This is a genomic window from Streptomyces sp. NPDC050658, from assembly GCF_044457025.1.
Lineage (GTDB): Bacteria > Actinomycetota > Actinomycetes > Streptomycetales > Streptomycetaceae > Streptomyces.
In genome coordinates this window covers 106,951-123,694 of record NZ_JBITGM010000016.1, presented here as the reverse complement: position 1 = coordinate 123,694, position 16,744 = coordinate 106,951, and the positions used below count along the sequence as shown (strand labels likewise).

Genomic DNA, 16,744 nt, shown 5'->3' with positions numbered 1-16,744 from the left:
ACGCCCCGCCGGACACGCGCATGAGTCGATGGCACGAAAGCCCGTCAGGCGGGTACGTACGTTCGCATGACGCCAGAGCGCTCCGAGCCCGTGGTTCCGCCGCCGCCGACCGCCACCTACCGGCTGCAGCTCCAGCCGGAGTTCCCCTTCTCCGCCGCCGAGGCGGCCGTGCCGTATCTGGCCTCCCTGGGTGTCTCGCATCTGCATCTGTCGCCGGTCCTCGAAGCCGTTCCGGGGTCCACGCACGGCTACGACGTCGTGGACCACGCGCGCGTGCGCGGGGAGCTGGGCGGCGAGGAGGGGCTGCGGTCGCTGTCGCGCACCGCGCGGTCGCACGGTCTCGGCCTGGTCGTGGACATCGTGCCGAACCACATGGCGGCGGTGCCCCGGCACAACCACGCCCTGTGGGAGACGCTCCGGGAGGGGCCCTCCTCGCCCTACGCGCGGTGGTTCGACATCGACTGGGAGGCGGGCGGCGGCCGGGTGCTGCTTCCGGTCCTCGGGCGCGGCATCGGGGACGAGCTGGAGCGGCTGCGCGTCGACGGGGACGTACTGCGCTACCACGAGCACGCGTTCCCGCTCCGGGAAGGCACCGCACAGCTGCCGCTGCCGCGGCTCCTGGACGCGCAGTGGTACCGGCTCGGATGGTGGCGGCTCGCCCGCACCGAGCTCAACTACCGGCGGTTCTTCACCATTTCGGACCTCATCGGGGTGCGGGTGGAGGACCCGGAGGTCTTCGACGCCACCCACGGGAAGGTGCTCGCGCTCCTTCGGGAGGGCGTCGTGGAGGGGCTGCGCGTCGACCACCCCGACGGACTCGCGGACCCCGGCGCGTATCTCCAGCGGCTGCACGAGGCCACCGGCGGGCGCTGGACGGTCGTGGAGAAGATCCTCGCCGACGGGGAGCGGCTGCCCGCCGCGTGGCCCGTCGCGGGCACCACGGGGTACGACGCGCTGCGCCACCTGGACGGCCTGTTCACGGACCCGGCGGGCGCCGGTGAACTCCTCGGCCAGTACCGCAGGTTCACGGCGCCGCCGCCCGACCGGGGCGGCGACTGGGAGGCCACGGTGCGGCGGGCCGCGTACAAGGTCGTCACGCATGAACTGGCCGCCGAGACCGACCGGCTGACCCGCGAGGCGGCCGCGCTGTGCGCCCCGGACCCCGTGTTGCGCGACCACGCCCCGTGGGCGCTGCGCACCGCGCTCCAGGAACTCCTCGTGCGGCTCCCCGTGTACCGGCCCTACGTCTCCGGGGGCGCCGATCCCGCCTCGGTGCTCACCGTCGCCGCCGCCGACGACGCCAAGGCCTCGTTCGCCGTCCGGGAGGAGGCGGAGGCCGTCGACGTCGTACGGGATCTGCTGCTCGGCCGGCTCGGCACGGGGCCGGAGGTGGCCGCCTTCCGGGCGCGATGCGCGCAGACCGCGTCGGCGCTGCGCGCCAAGGCGGTCGAGGACACCGCGTTCTACCGGCACGCGCCGCTGCTCTCGGCGGCGGAGGTGGGCGGCTCCCCGGAGCGTCCCGCGGTGGCTCCGGAGGCCTTTCACGCGTACTGCGCGCGCGTGCAGCGCGACTGGCCCTACACGGGCACGGTGCTCACCACCCACGACACCAAGCGCAGCGCCGACGTGCGGGCGGGCATCACCGTGCTCACGCAGGTCCCGCAGCGCTGGGCCGACCTCCTGGTCACGCTCACCGAGCAGACCGCGCGCGTGGGCGGGGCCCGCGCGCCCGACCCCCAACTGGCGTGGGCCGCCTGGCAGACGGCCGTCGGCTTCGGCTTCCCCTACGACGACCGGCTGCAGCAGGCGCTGCTCAAGCATGTGCGCGAGGCGGGCCTGCACACGAGCTGGACCGAGCCCAACGAGGCGTACGAGAAGGCCGTGACGGCGTTCGTGGAGGCGGGCCCGTGCGGGCCGCCGCTCTACACCGTGGCGGAGTTCGCGGCCGGCCTGCGGCCCCATGTGCGCGCGGACGTCCTCGGGGCGACGCTGCTCCAGCTGACGATGCCGGGAGTGCCGGACCTGTACCAGGGAACGGAGCGCGAGTACCGGGCCCTGGTGGACCCGGACAACCGGAGCCCGGTGCGGTTCGAGCCGCACGTCCTGGAGCATCTGGCGGCGCACCGTGACCTCTGGGACCTCTCCGACGAGAAGCTGGCCGTGACGGCGGCGGCGCTGCGGCTGCGCGGGCGGCGGCCCGAGGTCTTCGGGGGCGCCGCGACGTACGAGCCGCTGGCGGTACGCGGCCCCGGTGCGGCGCACTGTGTCGCCTTCGCACGCTCCGGAGAGGTCGTGTCGGCGGTGACCCGGCTCTCCCTGCGGCTCATGGACGCGGGCGGCTGGCGCGCCACGGAGCTGCCGCTTCCGGAGGGGCGGTGGGCGGATCTGCTCACTCCGGGGCGGGAGTTCACGGGGCACGCGCGCGTGGCGGAGCTTTTCGAGGAGCTGCCGGTGGTGCTCCTGGAGCGGGTGCGCGGCGAGGAAGCGGCGGCGGTCAGCGGGGACGTACCAGAAGAACCCGAGGAGCCCGCGTCGTCAGCCCCCGGGGAACCGGCCTGAAGCCGGGGGCCCAGCGCAGTCCCGGCATCGCGTCGAGCAGGGCCCGCAGACCCAGCTCGGCGGTGAGCCCGGCCAGGACGGTGCCCAGGCACGGCCGTGCGCTCCCGCCGAGGGCGAGGTGTCCGGGGTCCGCGCGGAAGATGTCGTAGCGGTCGGGGTCGGCGAAGCGGTAGGGGTCGCGGCCCGCCGCTCCGACCAGCGCGGCCACCACGGCGCCCGCGGGGAGCGTGCTGCCGCCGACGGCGATCGGCGCGCTCGCGCGGCGCAGCACGACGGGTGTGGGCGGATCGCGGCGCAGGGACTCCGTCCAGGCGCCCGGTATCAGTTCCGGCCTCGCGCGTACGAGGTCGAGCTGCGCGGGATGGTCCAGGAGGTTGGCGAGGAACGAGGCGAGAGCGAGGGCGGTGGCCTCGCCGCCGCCACCGAGCAGCGCCGCGGCCAGGCGAATGACGGCCGCGTCGGACAGCGGGCGGCCGTCCACCCGCGCGCGGCACAGCTCGGACAGCAGGTCCGCTCCGGGGTGGGCGCGACGCCGCGCGACGAGCGGCCGCAGCAGGTCCGCGAGGTCCGGGTGGCCGTCCACGTCGCCGACGCGGGTGCGGCCCGTACGGCACCACTCCTGGACACGGGCGGCGTCTCCGTAGGGCAGCCCCAGCGCGGCGACGGCCGCCGCGGCCGGCAGCCACCCGCAGAACTCGGCGACGAGGTCGACCTCGCGCCGCCCGGATATGCGCCGCGCCAGGACGTACGCGGTGCGCTCGACGGCTGCGCCGACCACCGCGACGGCACACCGGCCCACGACAGGGCCGGCCCCCGGGGCGCGCGCACCGAACCGCACGTCGCCCATGACGGCGCGCACATCCACGTACCGGCTGACGAGCCAGGCCCCGAAGAGCTCGTCCCGGACGAGCGGGAAGTCCGCGCGCAGGACGCGGTAGAGCGGATAGGGATCGCGTTCGACGCCGGGGGCCAGGAGACTGGGCAGCGGAATCACCGCCGGGCCGCCTGAACCGGGCAGGGAACGCACCGCCGGGGGCATCCCGCTCCGGCCTGGAAGGCTTCGCACCGCTTCAGGGGACCATCGCGGGCCGCCGCACGCAGTTCCGTACGTCCGTTCAGGTGAGGCGGTGAGGCGGTGAGGCGGTGAGGCGACGAGAAGGGCCTGCGCCGCACGCTTGACACCCGCCCTGCAGCGTGGCGTACTGCGGAATGCGTCAGCGGACAAGACGGGGGTGAGTCAACTGGCGGATCAGCGCTATCCCAATGTGGCCGAACTGGTGCTGTCCGCAAGGAAGTTGGCGGCTCACCGACCGGCCCTCAGCACGCTGCGCCAGGTCGGCTCCTCCCGCGCGGGACGCCCCCTGCACCTGCTCTCCGTGGGCCGCTCCCCGCACGCCGTCCTGGTCGTCGCGGGCGCACACGCCAATGAACCGGCGGGCGGCTCGACACTGCTGCACCTGGCGGAGTGGACGCTGCGGGACGCGGAGCTGCGCGCCGACACCTCCTGGCACTTCCTGCTCTGCGCCGACCCGGACGGCGCGGCCCTGCACCGCACGCCCGCGCCGCGCTCCCTGTTCGACTACCACCGGCACTTCTTCCGGCCTGCGGGCCCCGAGCAGCCGGAGTGGTCGCCCTCGGTACTGCCGCCGGACCGGCTGCCGCCCGAGACGCGCGCCCTGACCGGCGTCATCGACGAACTGCGGCCCTACTTGCAGGTGTCCCTGCACGGCACCGACCTGGGCGGCAGCTGGGTGCAGCTGACGCGGGACATCCCGGGACTCGCCGAGCCCTTCGCGAAGTCCGCGGCGGAGCTGCACATCCCGGTCGAGACGGGGGCGTCGGACGCCGCGGGCTGGCCGGTGTCGGGTCCCGGGGTGCATGTGCTGCCGGGCCCCGGCTCGGCGGCGGCCTATCCGAGCCTCCCCGAGGACGCCCGGCACACCACCTGGCACCACGCCCACCGGTACGGCGGCCTGACGGCGATCGTGGAGGTGCCGATGTGGGCGAGCGACCTGGTCGACGACCCCGCCCCGCATCCCGCCCCCGCGCTCGCGCTGCGCGGGGTGGCCCGGCGGCTGCGCCGCGACGCGCTGCTCGTCGAGGAGATACTCGGCGAGGCGCTGCCCCGGCTGCCGGACCTCGACGGTCCGCTGCTGCGCGCGGCGCGCTGGGCGCTCGACCTGGTGCCGGGCCTCGCCGACGACTGGGCGGGACGGCCGCCCGCGGGGACGTCGATGGCGTACGTGGGCAGCGTCGACGCGTTCGGGCGGCGGCTGCCGCTGCGCGCGGCCGCGATGGCGCTCCGGGTCCTCGACGCGGCGGGCGACCGGGCGGCACCCCGGCTCGAACGGCTGGTGGCGCACTGGAGCGACACCTTCGCCGAGCGGTTCAAGGCCCGCTGGGTGCCGCTGGAGCATCAGGTCGAGCACCAGTCGCGTACTACGGTCGCGGCGGCCCGGCACGCGCGCGTGGCGGGCTGAAACGGGCAGACGGACAGACAGATGACAGATGACAGATGACAGATGACAGATGACAACGGCTGACAGCTGACGGCCTATTCCGCCGACAGCCGGAACGCCATCGTCCCGAAACTGACCTGATCGCCGTCCTGGACGACCGCGGCGCCGATCACCCGACGGCCGTTCACGGACGTGCCGTTGGTCGAGCCGAGGTCTCGCAGGACCCATGTGCCGCCCTGGCGGCTCAGCTCGGCGTGCACCCTGGAGACCGTCTCGTGGCTGAGCCGCAGGCCGTTGGCGGGGTCACGGCCGATCCGCAGCGGGTACGGATTGCCGGGCACCGGGAGCAGCAGCTTCGGGAGCCGCTCGGCCTGCCAGGCCCTGCGCAGCCTGACGGTGAACCCGGAGACCGCGCCGACGGTGCCGAACACGAGGCGCGAGAAGCGTCCCTCGGTCCGCAGGTCGGCGGTGAGCGCGGCGAGTTCGTCGGGCTGCCGGGCGGCGAGCGCGAGCTCCATGCGCCGTACGAACGTGTCGTGCGACAGCTTGCCGAGGGCGGCGCCTTCCCTGAGCACCTCAAGCGCCCTGTCGCGCTCGGCGTCGGTCAGCCGCGCGGGGTACGTGTGGATCTCGAAGGACGACGTCACCCTGGTGATTGTCGGGCAGGTCGGCCGGGGTGTCCAGAAAACGCGGAACGACCGCGGGCCGATCACTTCTGGAGCACGATGGTCGAGCGTGTGAACGAACGAACGAACGGACGGGCGGGCCGGCGGCGCAGGACGCCGGACGACAGCCGGCCGGACGAGACGGATGAGACGGACGAGACGGACGAGGGGGAACGTCAATGCAGTTCGAGGTGTGGGCGCCGGAGGCCGAGCGGGTCACGCTGCGGTGCGCGGACGCCACGCACGCGATGGAGCGCGCCGAGGGCCAAGGCGGCTGGTGGACGGCGGAGGTTGACGCGGCCGACGGGACACGCTACGGCTTCTCGCTCGACGGGGGCCCCGTCCTGCCCGATCCCCGCTCGCGGCGGCAGCCGGACGGGCCCGACGGGCTGAGCGCGGTCGTCGACCACGAGCGGTACGCGTGGCGCGCGCCCTGGGCGGGGCGCGGGGTGCGGGACGCCGTCCTGTACGAGCTGCACGTGGGGACGTACACGCCGGACGGCACCCTGGACTCGGCCGCCGGGCGGCTCGGCCACCTCGCTGAACTGGGCGTCACTCATGTGGAGTTGATGCCACTGTGCCCGTTCCCGGGGCGGCACGGCTGGGGGTACGAGGGCGTGTCACCGTGGGCCGTGCACGAGCCCTACGGCGGCCCGGAGGCGCTGAAACGATTTGTCGACGCCGCGCACGCGCACGGCATCGGCGTCGTGCTCGACGTGGTGCACAACCACCTCGGCCCCTCGGGCAACCATCTGCCCGCGTTCGGGCCCTACTTCACCGACACCCACCACACCCCGTGGGGCGCCGCGGTGAACCTGGACGCCCCCGGCTCGGACGAGGTGCGCGCCTACTTCATCGGCAGCGCGCTCGCCTGGCTGCGCGACTACCGCCTGGACGGGCTGCGGCTCGACGCGGTGCACGCGCTGCGGGACACGCGCGCGTGCCACTTCCTGGAGGAGCTGTCCACGGCCGTGGACGAACTGGCCGTCGAACTCGGCAGGCCGCTCGCGCTGATCGCCGAGTCGGACCAGGCCGACCCGCGGCTCGTCACCCCGCGCGGGCAGGGCGGACTCGGTCTGCACGCGCAGTGGAACGACGACTTCCACCATGCGCTGCACTGCGCGCTCACCGGTGAATCGCACGGCTACTACGCGGACTTCGCGCAGGCGCCCTTCGCCGCGCTCGCCAAGACCCTGACGGGCGGCTTCTTCCACGACGGCACGTACTCGACGTTCCGGGGCCGCCGGCACGGCCGCCCCGTGGACCGCGCGAAGACCCCCGGCCACCGCTTCCTCGGCTATGCGCAGACCCACGACCAGATCGGCAACCGCGCCCAGGGCGACCGGCTCTCCGCGTCGCTCTCGCCCGGTCTGCTCGCCTGCGCGGCCGCGCTCACCCTCACCGGGCCGTTCACGCCGATGCTGTTCATGGGCGAGGAGTGGGGCGCCGCGACGCCCTGGCAGTTCTTCACCGACCACACCGACCCCGACCTGGCGGATGCCGTACGCCGGGGCAGGCGCCGGGAGTTCGCGGCGCACGGCTGGGCCGAGTCGGACGTACCGGATCCGCAGGACCCGGCCACCCGCAAGCGCTCCTGTCTCGACTGGGCCGAGCCGCTGACCGACCCGCACGCGCGCGTGCTCTCCTGGTACCGCGAGCTGATCGCCCTGCGGCGCACGCGCGGCGACCTCATTGACCCCGATCTGGCGGCGCTGCGGGTCGCGTACGACGAGGAGGCGCGCTGGTTCGCGGTCCGGCGCGGCGATCTGCGGATCGCCGTGAACATCGGCAAGGAGGAGGCCGACGTCCCGGTGGGCGGCCGGGGAGCGCGGGTGCTCGCCGCGTGGCGCCCTGTGGAGGCGCCGGGCGCGGACGGCATCCTGCGGCTGCCCGCCGAGTCGTGCGCGGTCCTCGCGGTGTCGTAGCTCGCCCGAAGCCCGGGTCAGTCGACGATCGCCAGCTCGCGCGCCGTGGTGTTGAGCCGTCGGCCGCCGTCCTCGGTGACCGTCACGATGTCCTCGATGCGCACTCCGAAGCGGCCCGGCAGATAGATGCCGGGCTCTACGGAGAAGCACATTCCCGGTACGAGGGGCAGTTCCTCACCCTCGATCATGTACGGCGGTTCATGTGTGGTGACGCCGATGCCGTGCCCGGTGCGGTGGATGAAGTACTCGCCGTACCCGGCGTCGGCGATCACCGCGCGGGCCGCCCGGTCGACGTCCTGGCAGGCGGCGCCGGGCCGCACGGCCGCGCAGCCAGCCTCCTGCGCGGCCCGCACGAGGTCGTGGACGCGCTGCTCCTCCGCGGTGGGCCCGCCGACGTGCACCGTGCGCGAGGTGTCCGAGCCGTAGCCGTCGAGGAGACCGCCGAAGTCGAGTACGACCATGTCGCCGCGCTCGATGACGCGGTCGCCGGCCTCGTGGTGCGGATTGGCGCCGTTGGGCCCCGAGCCGACGACGGTGAAGTCGACCTGGGAGTGCCCGAACTGCTGGAGGAGATCGGCGAGATCGGCGGCGACGTCGGTCTCCCTGCGGCCCGCGAAGGCCACCTTCAGGATCTCTTCGTACGTCGCGTCGGCGGCGGCGCCCGCGGCCGTGAGGCGCTCCAGTTCCGCCGCGTCCTTGACCGCGCGGAGCATCGGCAGGGCCTCGGTGAGGGAGACGTACGAGGTGCCCGGCAGCTCCTTCTGGAAGCCGATGAGATGCATCGCCCAGGCGTTGTCGCTGATCCCGAAGCGGCCGTCGACGTCGAGCAGCGGCGCGGTGACGGCGTAGGGGTCCTTGCCGTCGGTCCAGTCGCGCAGGGTGAGCGCACCCGCGCCGGCGGACCGTGCCGCGTCCGGTGCCTCCAGGGTGGGCACCACGAGCACCGGGTCCTGCCCGGCGGCGAGCACGAGGACGGTGAGCCGCTCGGTCGCCGCGGTGGGCCGGTAGCCGGTGAGCCAGGTGAGGTCCGGGCCCGGTGCGACAAGCACCCCCGCGAGCCCCGCGTCCGCCGCGTCGGCCGCGGCGCGGTCCATGCGGGCCCGGTAGTCGTCGGCGGTGAAGGGCGCGGGGGTGGCGGTGGTGCCGGTCATGGGACGCCTCCAGGGCGGGCTCGCTGCGTGCGTACGGCGTGCTGCTCCCGCCGATCCTGCCCGCACCGGCGCGCGTCCGCGAGGCGTTTGTCCGTGCCCTCAACCGCTGTCCGTGCCCTCCACCGCCGCCGCGCTCACGTCACGAAGCCGGGCGTGACCGACAGGATCTGCCGGTCGCCGTTCTCGTGGCGGACGGTGAGTGTGACGTTCCGTCCCGGACGCGCGTCGGCCACGGCGCCGGCGAGGGCCTTCGCCGAGCCGATGCGGGTCCTGCCGAAGGCGAGCAGCACGTCACCGCGGACGAGACCGGCCGTGAAGCCCGGTCCGGGGCTGTGCACGCCGACGAGCAGCGCGCCGGGGCCTCCTGGGGCGTCGACGGCCTCCACGCCGAGGGTGGGGCGCGCGGTGGACTGTCCCTTGCCCGTGCCGCCCGTGCTGCCCGTGTCGGGCTGTGGCGGCTTCGCCGGAGGGCTGGGCTTGGGCGCGGTCGGTGCCGAGGGGCCGCCGGGTGCTTCTGGCGCTCCTGGCGCTCCTGGCCCCGCGCCCGGCGGGCCCGCAGCCTTCTGCAGCTCGGCGAGCTTGCTCATGCCGATCACGGTGGCGCTGACGGTGCCGAGGCCCACGCCCGAGAGGACGAGGACCGTCGAGACCAGCAGCCCGAAGAGCAGGGTCCGCAGCCGCCGTCCGCGCTTGCGCGCGGCGTGCGGCCGCCGACCCGCTCCGGGACCGCCACCTGCCCCGGAGCCGCCGCTCGGCCCGGAGCCACGGCCCGCCCCGGACTTCCGTCCGGCGCCGAGCCGCCGCCTGATACCGAACCTGTGGCCGCCGCCGGGCTGCCGGCCGGGCATCGGCTTGGGACGCAACGCAGTCTGTTCCATGGCTCGCCTCCGGCCACAGCCCTACCCGGCGTGACCCCGGACGACGTTCCCCGAACGAGTGACGTCCACGTGTGCGGCTTGTGCCGTGCGGCCGGTCCCGGTGACCAGCCCCGGTGGCTAGCCCTGATGGTCTCCCCCGCCGGGTCCCCCGCCATGGCCGTCGTGGCCCCCGTGCCCGGCCCCGTGGTCGAACTTCAGCGCCTCCTTGGGCATCACCACGAAGGGCCGCATCATGCCCATGTCCTCGTGCTCCAGCAGATGGCAGTGGTACATGAAGCGGCCGTAGGCGCCGTCGAACTTGCCCATCACCCGCAGCAGTTGACCGCCGGGGACCAGGAACACGTCCTTCCAGCCGCGCTCGTTCGGCGCGAGCGGGATCTCCCGCTTCGGGTCGAAGTCGATCGGCGTCCGGGTGCCGCCCACCTTGACGTCGAAGCCCGACACGTCGTACGCGTCGCGGCCCATCAGCTGGAAGTCCGCCAGGTGGATGTGCATGGGGTGGGTCACCGGCGGGTCCACGGCGAGGTTCAGGAAGCTCCACTGCTCGTGGCTGCCCTCGGCGATCGTGAAGCCCAGGCCGTCGTTGAAGGTGCGGGCGGTCCGCCGGTAGGTCTTGGTCTTCCCGTCCGCGCCCCGGAGCTGGATGATCCCCTCGGTCGGGACCCGGATGTCCCCCGGCTCCTTGATCTCGGTCATCTCCCAGATCTCCGGGTGGCCGCCACCGCCCTTCGTGGCCGGAGGCGTCAGGACGACCAGCCGGTGCCCGTGCTTGATGTCGTGGCTCAGCGGGCGGAACGAACCGGAGAGGACCTCCGGGAGCGCGAAGTCGTCCGCGCACCGCCCCTCGCGCACCCGGAACTCCATGACCTGCGGATAACGCACGTCGTTCGCCGGGTCGGGCACTCCGGGGGCCTGGCCACGGCCCTTGTTGACCAGCCGGACCCGCTTGCCGGCGAGCGCGCGGAAGTCGATGAGCAGGTCCATGCGCTCGGCCGGGGCGACGGTGAGCGTGGGCAGCGCCCCGTCGAAGTCGACCGGCACCGGACGCGGCAGCAGTCCGCCGTCGCTGCCGATCTGGTGCAGCACCCCGCGCACCGGGTTGTTGTCCTCGTCGACCAGGACCAGGTCGTAGATCCGCGCGTTCGACGCGTTCACCAGGCGGAAGCGGTGCCAGGCCGCGTCCACGTCCGCGTACGGCCAGATGCGGCCGTTGACCGTGCTGTACGGGCCGGTGAAGGGCAGCGACACGGGCTTGCCCGTCTCCGGGTTCTCGGCCTGCACGATGACGGTCTTGTGCAGCAGGCGGCCGTTCAGCCGGCCGTCCTCGTCCGTGTCCAGGTTCCGGTCGGCGAGCAGCAGCGGGATCTCCCGCTCCCCGGAGGGGAGATGGAGCGCGTCCTCCTCGTCGTCCCTGACGAGGTAGGTGCCGTAGAGCCCCGTCTGCACGTTCCACCGCGTGATGTTCATGGCGTGGTCGTGGTACCACCACTGGACCGCCTGGTGGTCGTTCGGGTACTCGGCGAGCTGCGCGTCCCCGTACCCCACCGCGTTGTCCGCCCAGCCGTCGTTGCCCCCGCCGGTCTGCGCGCCGTGCAGATGCGTCACCGACCAGGCGGGCAGCGCCGCCACGTCCTTGTTGGGCTCGACCCCGCCCCGGCCGGGCAGTGTGGCCGGATTCGGGTCGCCCTGGGGGACCTCCACGGAGGTCACCGGATACTCGCTCTCCTTGGGGATGCGGTTGGTCCACGCGATCCGGACGCGCCGGCCGCGCCGCACCTCGATGGTGGGGCCCGGCACGGAGCCGTCGTACCCCCACATCAACGTCGGCGGCAGCTGCGGGTGCAGCCGCACCCAGGTCGGGCGCAGCGCGATCTCGGTCTCTTCCCGTACGTCGCCCGCGGCGGGCCGCAGGACCGGCGGGACCGGCAGCGGCGCCACGTACGGAGCCAGTTCGCCGTCCTGTGCGACAGCCTCTTGGCCGGTGCCCGTCAGGCGGTCGGTGATGCGCTCGATGATGTCGGTCAAGCTCTGAACACCCCCCGTGTTCAGCAACGCCGTCGGCGTTGCGTGCAGCAAACGAAACATGTGCACCCAGGAAGACTCCGCACGCACCGGCCAAGTTCCGTGAATCCGCCATTCCGCGATAAAAGTCTCGGAAACCCCATAGAGATTCGAGAACTCCCGTTGTGGGTCTGCTGTCAGTGGCCGCTGTTACTTTCGGAACATGACCGAACGTGCACTGCGTCTGCTGCGACAGGACCCGCGTCTGGCCGAGCTGGCCGCGTTCCCTTTCGCATTCGACCTGTCCCGGGCCGACCACGTGGAAGAGGTCCGCCTGGCGTCGGGCGGCCCGCTGCACCCGGTCGCGGGGGACGACACCGGGGGCACGTATTTCGTGTGCGCGGACGGCTCCGTCCTGTACGCCGACTCCGAGGGCTCGGCGGGGATCATCGGCGACAGCGTGGACGAGGCCCTGGAGATCCTCGTCGGCCTCCCCGGCTGGCACGACTACGTGAGCCTGTCGCCGGACGACGACGAGGCGCGGATCCTGGCCGAGATCGCCGACACGGAGGGCGACTTCCGCGAGGACTGCGTGCCCGACCTGGACGCCCGCCGCGCCGAGCTGCGGGCCGCGCTCGGCTTCCCCGAGCGCTCTCCCGTACAGCTCGTCGCCCGGCTGCACGCCGCGCTGCTGCGCACCGAACCGGACCACCTCCTGCTCAACGCGGTCGAGCACCTCGCCTACGGCCGCCTGGACCCCCATCCGCGCCCGCCGCTGTGGGAGCAGGTGCTCGCCAAGGGGCGCACGGACCTGGCCCTGCTGCGCACCGGCGACGCCGCGACCTGGGACGCCGTCACCGGAGACCGCCCACGCCGGGTGGCTGCCCTGCGCGCCGCGCAGTACGACCGGCGGAACACGGACCGCGCCCTGCTGCGCCACCTCCTCAAGCACGAGGCGGCCGCGTCGATGTCCGACGAACTGCGCCTCGCCGTCGTCCTGGTGGGGCTGTACGGACGGGAGGAGGACCTGCCGCTGCTGCGCGAGGCGCACGAGACGACGTACGACACGTGGTGCGGCCTGGCCGGGCTCCCCGAGGAGGCGGCGCAAGTGCGGGCGTGGGCACGCTCGTTCGACGACTCCAACTTCGGGGTGGATCCCGACGACGAACCGGAGTCGACCTGGCTGGAGCTGGCCCGCGACCTGGGCATGGTCGAGACGGCCCGCGCCTATCTGATCCGCGAGCTCGACGACACGGAGTCCGACGCGGCCCAGCTCTCCGTCCTGAGCGAGGAGTTGGCGCTCATAGGCGACTACACCCAGGCGATACGGGCCCAGCGGCAGTACGTGTCGCTCCAGAGCACCGACCACGGCCGCGCGGCGGCGCGCTCGCGCCTCGCCGAACTGGAGCGGAAGGCGGTGGACGGGGCCGCGGCCGAGTCATAGGTTCCCCCGCGCGAGCACCCCCGCGGCTGCGTCCGCGACTCCCCCGCATCCGCCTCCGTACCTCCCCCGCGCCCTTGCGGAGCCGGTGAGTTGCGGTCACCGTTGTCGCGGGCCGCACGGCCCAACACCCGCACCAGTACGGCGATCGGAGTCGACGTGGCCTCCTTCCAGCTCCCCCATGTCCTGCTCGGCGAAGGACCGCACAAGGTCGTCGTCGTGCACGGCTGGCTCGCGGACCGCTCGGCGTACGCGCCGGTCCTGCCCGACCTGGACCTCGCCTCGTTCCAGTACGCGGTGGTGGATCTGCGCGGATACGGCGAGGCGAAGGACGCGGCCGGCGACTACACCACGTCCGAAGGGGCCGCCGATGTCGTCGACCTGGCGGACCGGCTCGGCTGGGAGCGGTTCTCGCTGATCGGCCACTCGATGGGCGGCAGCGTCGCCCAGCGGGTCCTTGCCGCGGCACCGCACCGGGTGCGCAGGATGGTCGGCGTCTCGCCCGTGCCCGCGTCCGGCCTCGACCTGCCGCCGGAGCAGTGGGAGCTGTTCGCGGGCGCTGACCTGCGGCCGGAGAACCGCCGCGCGATCCTCGACGTCACCACCGGCGGCAACCGGCCCGCCGCCTGGCTCGACCGCATGGTGGAGCGCTCGATGGACCGCAGCGACCCGAAGGCGTTCCGCGCCTGGCTCGACTCCTGGGCCCGCGAGGACTTCCACGACCTGGTCGAGGGCGCCACCGTGCCCGCGCTCGCCGTCACCGGGGCGCTCGACCCCGCGCTCTCCGCCGATCTGATGCGTCAGACGTGGATGCGCTGGTACACCCGCGCGGAACTCGTCGAGCTGCCCGCCGCCGGGCACTACGCGATGGACGAGACGCCGCTCGACGTGATCCGCGCGGTGGAGGACTTCCTGCGCGCGGACGCGTGAGCGGACCGAGCGGCGTGAGCGGACCGAGCGGACGCGTGAGCGGACCGACGAGGGGTACGCCGTCCGCCGGGCGCACGCCGCCCGTGCCCGACGTGTTCGATCCGCGCCGGTACGCCGACGGGGTCCCGCACGAGCGCTACCGCGTGCTCCGCGACCATCACCCCGTCGCCCGGCAGGCCGAGCCGCCGGTGCTCGGCTGGCCGGCCGGTCCCGGCTTCTGGGCGGTCTCGCGGCACGCGGACGTCGTCCGTGTGCTGCGGGACTCGACGGCGTACTCGTCCTTCGTCGGCGCCACGCAGATCCGCGATCCCGACCCGGCGGACCTGCCCTTCATCCGGCGCATGATGCTCAATCAGGATCCGCCGGACCACGGCCGGTTGCGCCGACTGGTCAGCCGCGCCTTCACACCACGGCGAGTGGACCGCTTCGAGGAGCGGGCACGGGCGCGGGCCCGCGAGCTGCTCGCCGAAGCGCTGCAACAGGACGCCGGGCACGTCGACTTCGTCACCGCCGTCACCGACGACTACGCCCTGCTCAACCTCGCCGACCTGCTCGGCGTACCGGAGAGCGACCGGGGTCTGCTGCTGCACTGGACGCAGCGCGTGATCGGCTACCAGGACCCGGACGAGGCGGGCGAGCCGGTCATCGGCCCGGACGGCAGACCCGTCAATCCGCGCTCGCCCGCGATGCTCGGCGACATGTTCGGCTACGCACAGGAGCTGGCGGCGCGCAAACGCCGGGTTCCCGACGACGACATCATGACCACTCTCGCCACGGACCCCGAACTGACCGCTCCCGAGCTGGAGATGTTCTTCTTCCTGCTCACCGTCGCGGGCAACGACACCGTGCGCAGCGCGGCACCGGGCGGCGTGCTCGCGCTGGCCGAGCATCCCGACGAGTACCGCCGGCTGCGCTCGGGCGAGGTCGCACCGCAGTCGGCGGTGGACGAGCTGCTGCGCTGGCACCCCCCGGTGCTCAGCTTCCGGCGCACCGCCGCCCGCGACACCCTGCTCGCGGGACAGCGGATCCGGGCCGGGGACAAGGTCGTCGTCCTGCACGCCTCGGCCAACCGCGACGAGCGCGCCTTCCCGCACCCCGACCGCCTGGACCTGTCCCGCTCCCCCAACCCCCATGTCTCCTTCGGCGACGGCCCGCACGTCTGCCTGGGCGCGCACTTCGCCCGCCTTCAACTTCGGGTGTTGTACGAGGAGTTGTGTACGGCGCTGCCCGTCGAACCCCGTCTCGCGGGACCGCCGAGGCGGCTCGTCTCCAACTTCATCAACGGGCTGAAGTCGCTGCCTCTCCAGGTGCGTTCCGGCTGATCCGGCACCGGCCGGGTCGCGGGCATCGGCTACGGTGCAAGATCAAGACGGGCGCCCAGGGCTGCACCCGTCGAAGCCGAGCACCCCTGAAGCGGAGACCTCCCATGCACGCCCCCGCGGCCGAGGACGGGTACGACGAGCACGACGCGTACCACGGCGAGTACCACGACGACATCTTCCCGAACGTCGACGCACCCGAGGACGGCAGCCCCTGGCAGGCCCCCGCCGACCTCGAGGAGCAGCTCTACGAACTCGCCGAGGCCGACGACGCCTACACCTACCTCCGGGCCATCGCCATCTCTGGCTTGTACCGCCCGGTGGCCATGAGCGACGTCGCACCGGGCGCCACCGAGCGCCCCGTCCTCACCATCGAGATCCCGGACGGCCGCAAGGTGGCGCAGCTGTACACCTCGGGCGTGCTGCCGAGGCCGCATCCGGAGGTGGTGTACGAGTTCGTCACGCTGGGCACCCTCGCCACCGAACTACCGGACGACGTGGACCTGTTGGTGGTGAACGCGGCCACGCCCTGCCAGCAGTTCTTCCTGACGACCGACGAGGAGCGGGAGGTCTGGGCGGACCTGCACGAGTCGCACTACGACTCCGCCCGCCTCATGCACCGCGTCGACATCCGCCGCACGGGCGCCCCCGAGTCCGTCACCCTGCTGCGCGGCCTGGCCTGCGGCGCGCACCTCTGCTTCACCAACGGCGACGCGTGGAACACCCTCGACTGGCACGGCGCGGGCTACCACGGCGAGGTCGAGCGGCTCGCGGAGTGGTGGGGCGTCCACAGCCGCGAGGACTGGACCGGCATACAGGAGCGGCTCCTGAACCGCGAAGTCAGCCCGTGGTACTGGGACTTCGTCCTGGGCGCGCGGCTGTCGCTGATCGACCGGTACGGTCCGCGCGTCGACCCCGAGCTGTGGCGTCGGTGCGTCGAGGAGACCCTCCGGGGCCGGGTGGTCGAGGTGGAGGGCCCCGACGCCCCGCACCGGCCGGGCGACGACCCGGAGCTCGACGACTTCATCGCGGCGATGCGCGGCCTGGTGGGGAAGGTGCTCCGCTACGAGGGCCGCTTCCGCGCGGACGGGCTGCTGGCGCCGGACGGCCACGTCACCACCGTCGCGGCGTGGGACATCGGCCGCGCGTCGAAGATGGCCCGGTGGGGCAGGGGGGCGCGGTACGCGACACACGCCGAGCTCTGCGAGGCTCTGGAGCGGGCGGGGGGTGCGGCGGCATCCTCGTACCAGTCCTGGGAGGAGTTCTCCGCCGGGTACGTCCTCGGGCGGTGCCTGCATTTTGACGAGGAGGAGTTCGGGGACTGGTATGGGACGGTGCTGGACGCTCACCGCGAGCTGGTCTCGGATCCCGACAGTCCTTGGCTGATGATGCCTCTCCGCTGAGTCTCCGGCTGCG

Annotated in this window: 12 protein-coding genes; 7 read left to right on the top strand and 5 right to left on the bottom strand. The window is 73.4% G+C overall.

The features are described from left to right. Window positions 1-66 precede the first annotated feature (66 nt). The gene (gene treY / locus ACIBKX_RS38120) at window positions 67-2,559 is read left to right on the top strand and encodes a malto-oligosyltrehalose synthase (RefSeq protein WP_363272194.1); all 2,493 of its coding nucleotides are present in this window, start codon (window positions 67-69) and stop codon (window positions 2,557-2,559) included. On the opposite strand, the gene ACIBKX_RS38115 is transcribed toward treY, so the two are convergent. Continuing rightward, complete coding sequence (locus tag ACIBKX_RS38115; protein ID WP_363272195.1) at window positions 2,495-3,586, bottom strand: cytochrome P450; 1,092 nt, start codon at window positions 3,584-3,586, stop codon at window positions 2,495-2,497. The genes treY and ACIBKX_RS38115 overlap by 65 nt on opposite strands. A 205-nt stretch (window positions 3,587-3,791) precedes the next feature. On the opposite strand from ACIBKX_RS38115, the gene ACIBKX_RS38110 reads away from it, so the two are divergent. After that, window positions 3,792-5,039, top strand: a complete 1,248-nt coding sequence (locus ACIBKX_RS38110; protein ID WP_363272196.1) for a M14 family zinc carboxypeptidase — start codon at window positions 3,792-3,794, stop codon at window positions 5,037-5,039. 74 nt (window positions 5,040-5,113) lie between these two features. Here ACIBKX_RS38110 and ACIBKX_RS38105 read toward each other — a convergent pair whose 3' ends face one another. Then, complete coding sequence (locus ACIBKX_RS38105) at window positions 5,114-5,665, bottom strand: DUF1707 and FHA domain-containing protein (RefSeq protein WP_363272197.1); 552 nt, start codon at window positions 5,663-5,665, stop codon at window positions 5,114-5,116. A 197-nt stretch (window positions 5,666-5,862) separates the two neighbouring features. On the opposite strand from ACIBKX_RS38105, the gene treZ reads away from it, so the two are divergent. Further along, window positions 5,863-7,608, top strand: coding sequence for a malto-oligosyltrehalose trehalohydrolase (treZ, locus tag ACIBKX_RS38100; RefSeq protein WP_363272198.1), 1,746 nt, complete (start codon window positions 5,863-5,865; stop codon window positions 7,606-7,608). A 17-nt stretch (window positions 7,609-7,625) separates the two neighbouring features. On the opposite strand, the gene ACIBKX_RS38095 is transcribed toward treZ, so the two are convergent. From ACIBKX_RS38095 to phsA, 3 genes are all read right to left on the bottom strand, one after another. Next, window positions 7,626-8,759 (bottom strand): aminopeptidase P family protein, encoded by a 1,134-nt coding sequence (locus ACIBKX_RS38095; RefSeq protein WP_363272199.1) that lies wholly within the window; start codon window positions 8,757-8,759, stop codon window positions 7,626-7,628. A gap of 134 nt (window positions 8,760-8,893) precedes the next feature. Further along, the gene (locus ACIBKX_RS38090; protein ID WP_363272200.1) at window positions 8,894-9,637 is read right to left on the bottom strand and encodes a PDZ domain-containing protein; all 744 of its coding nucleotides are present in this window, start codon (window positions 9,635-9,637) and stop codon (window positions 8,894-8,896) included. A 117-nt stretch (window positions 9,638-9,754) separates the two neighbouring features. Further along, on the bottom strand, window positions 9,755-11,662 hold the full coding sequence (gene phsA / locus ACIBKX_RS38085) for an O-aminophenol oxidase PhsA (RefSeq protein ID WP_363272201.1): 1,908 nt from the start codon (window positions 11,660-11,662) through the stop codon (window positions 9,755-9,757). A 199-nt stretch (window positions 11,663-11,861) separates the two neighbouring features. Between phsA and ACIBKX_RS38080 the strand changes: the two genes are divergently transcribed. The 4 genes from ACIBKX_RS38080 (at window position 11,862) to ACIBKX_RS38065 (ending at window position 16,731) form a co-directional block, all read left to right on the top strand. After that, window positions 11,862-13,082 carry a hypothetical protein gene (locus ACIBKX_RS38080; RefSeq protein ID WP_363272202.1) on the top strand — a complete coding sequence of 407 codons (1,221 nt, stop codon included), beginning with the start codon at window positions 11,862-11,864 and terminating at the stop codon, window positions 13,080-13,082. 156 nt (window positions 13,083-13,238) lie between these two features. Further along, window positions 13,239-14,009, top strand: coding sequence for an alpha/beta hydrolase (locus tag ACIBKX_RS38075; RefSeq protein ID WP_363272302.1), 771 nt, complete (start codon window positions 13,239-13,241; stop codon window positions 14,007-14,009). 35 nt (window positions 14,010-14,044) lie between these two features. Next, window positions 14,045-15,331: a cytochrome P450 gene (locus tag ACIBKX_RS38070; protein ID WP_363272203.1), complete on the top strand. Its 1,287-nt coding sequence runs from the start codon at window positions 14,045-14,047 to the stop codon at window positions 15,329-15,331. A gap of 104 nt (window positions 15,332-15,435) precedes the next feature. Continuing rightward, window positions 15,436-16,731 carry a DUF1266 domain-containing protein gene (locus tag ACIBKX_RS38065; RefSeq protein ID WP_363272204.1) on the top strand — a complete coding sequence of 432 codons (1,296 nt, stop codon included), beginning with the start codon at window positions 15,436-15,438 and terminating at the stop codon, window positions 16,729-16,731. Window positions 16,732-16,744 lie beyond the last annotated feature (13 nt).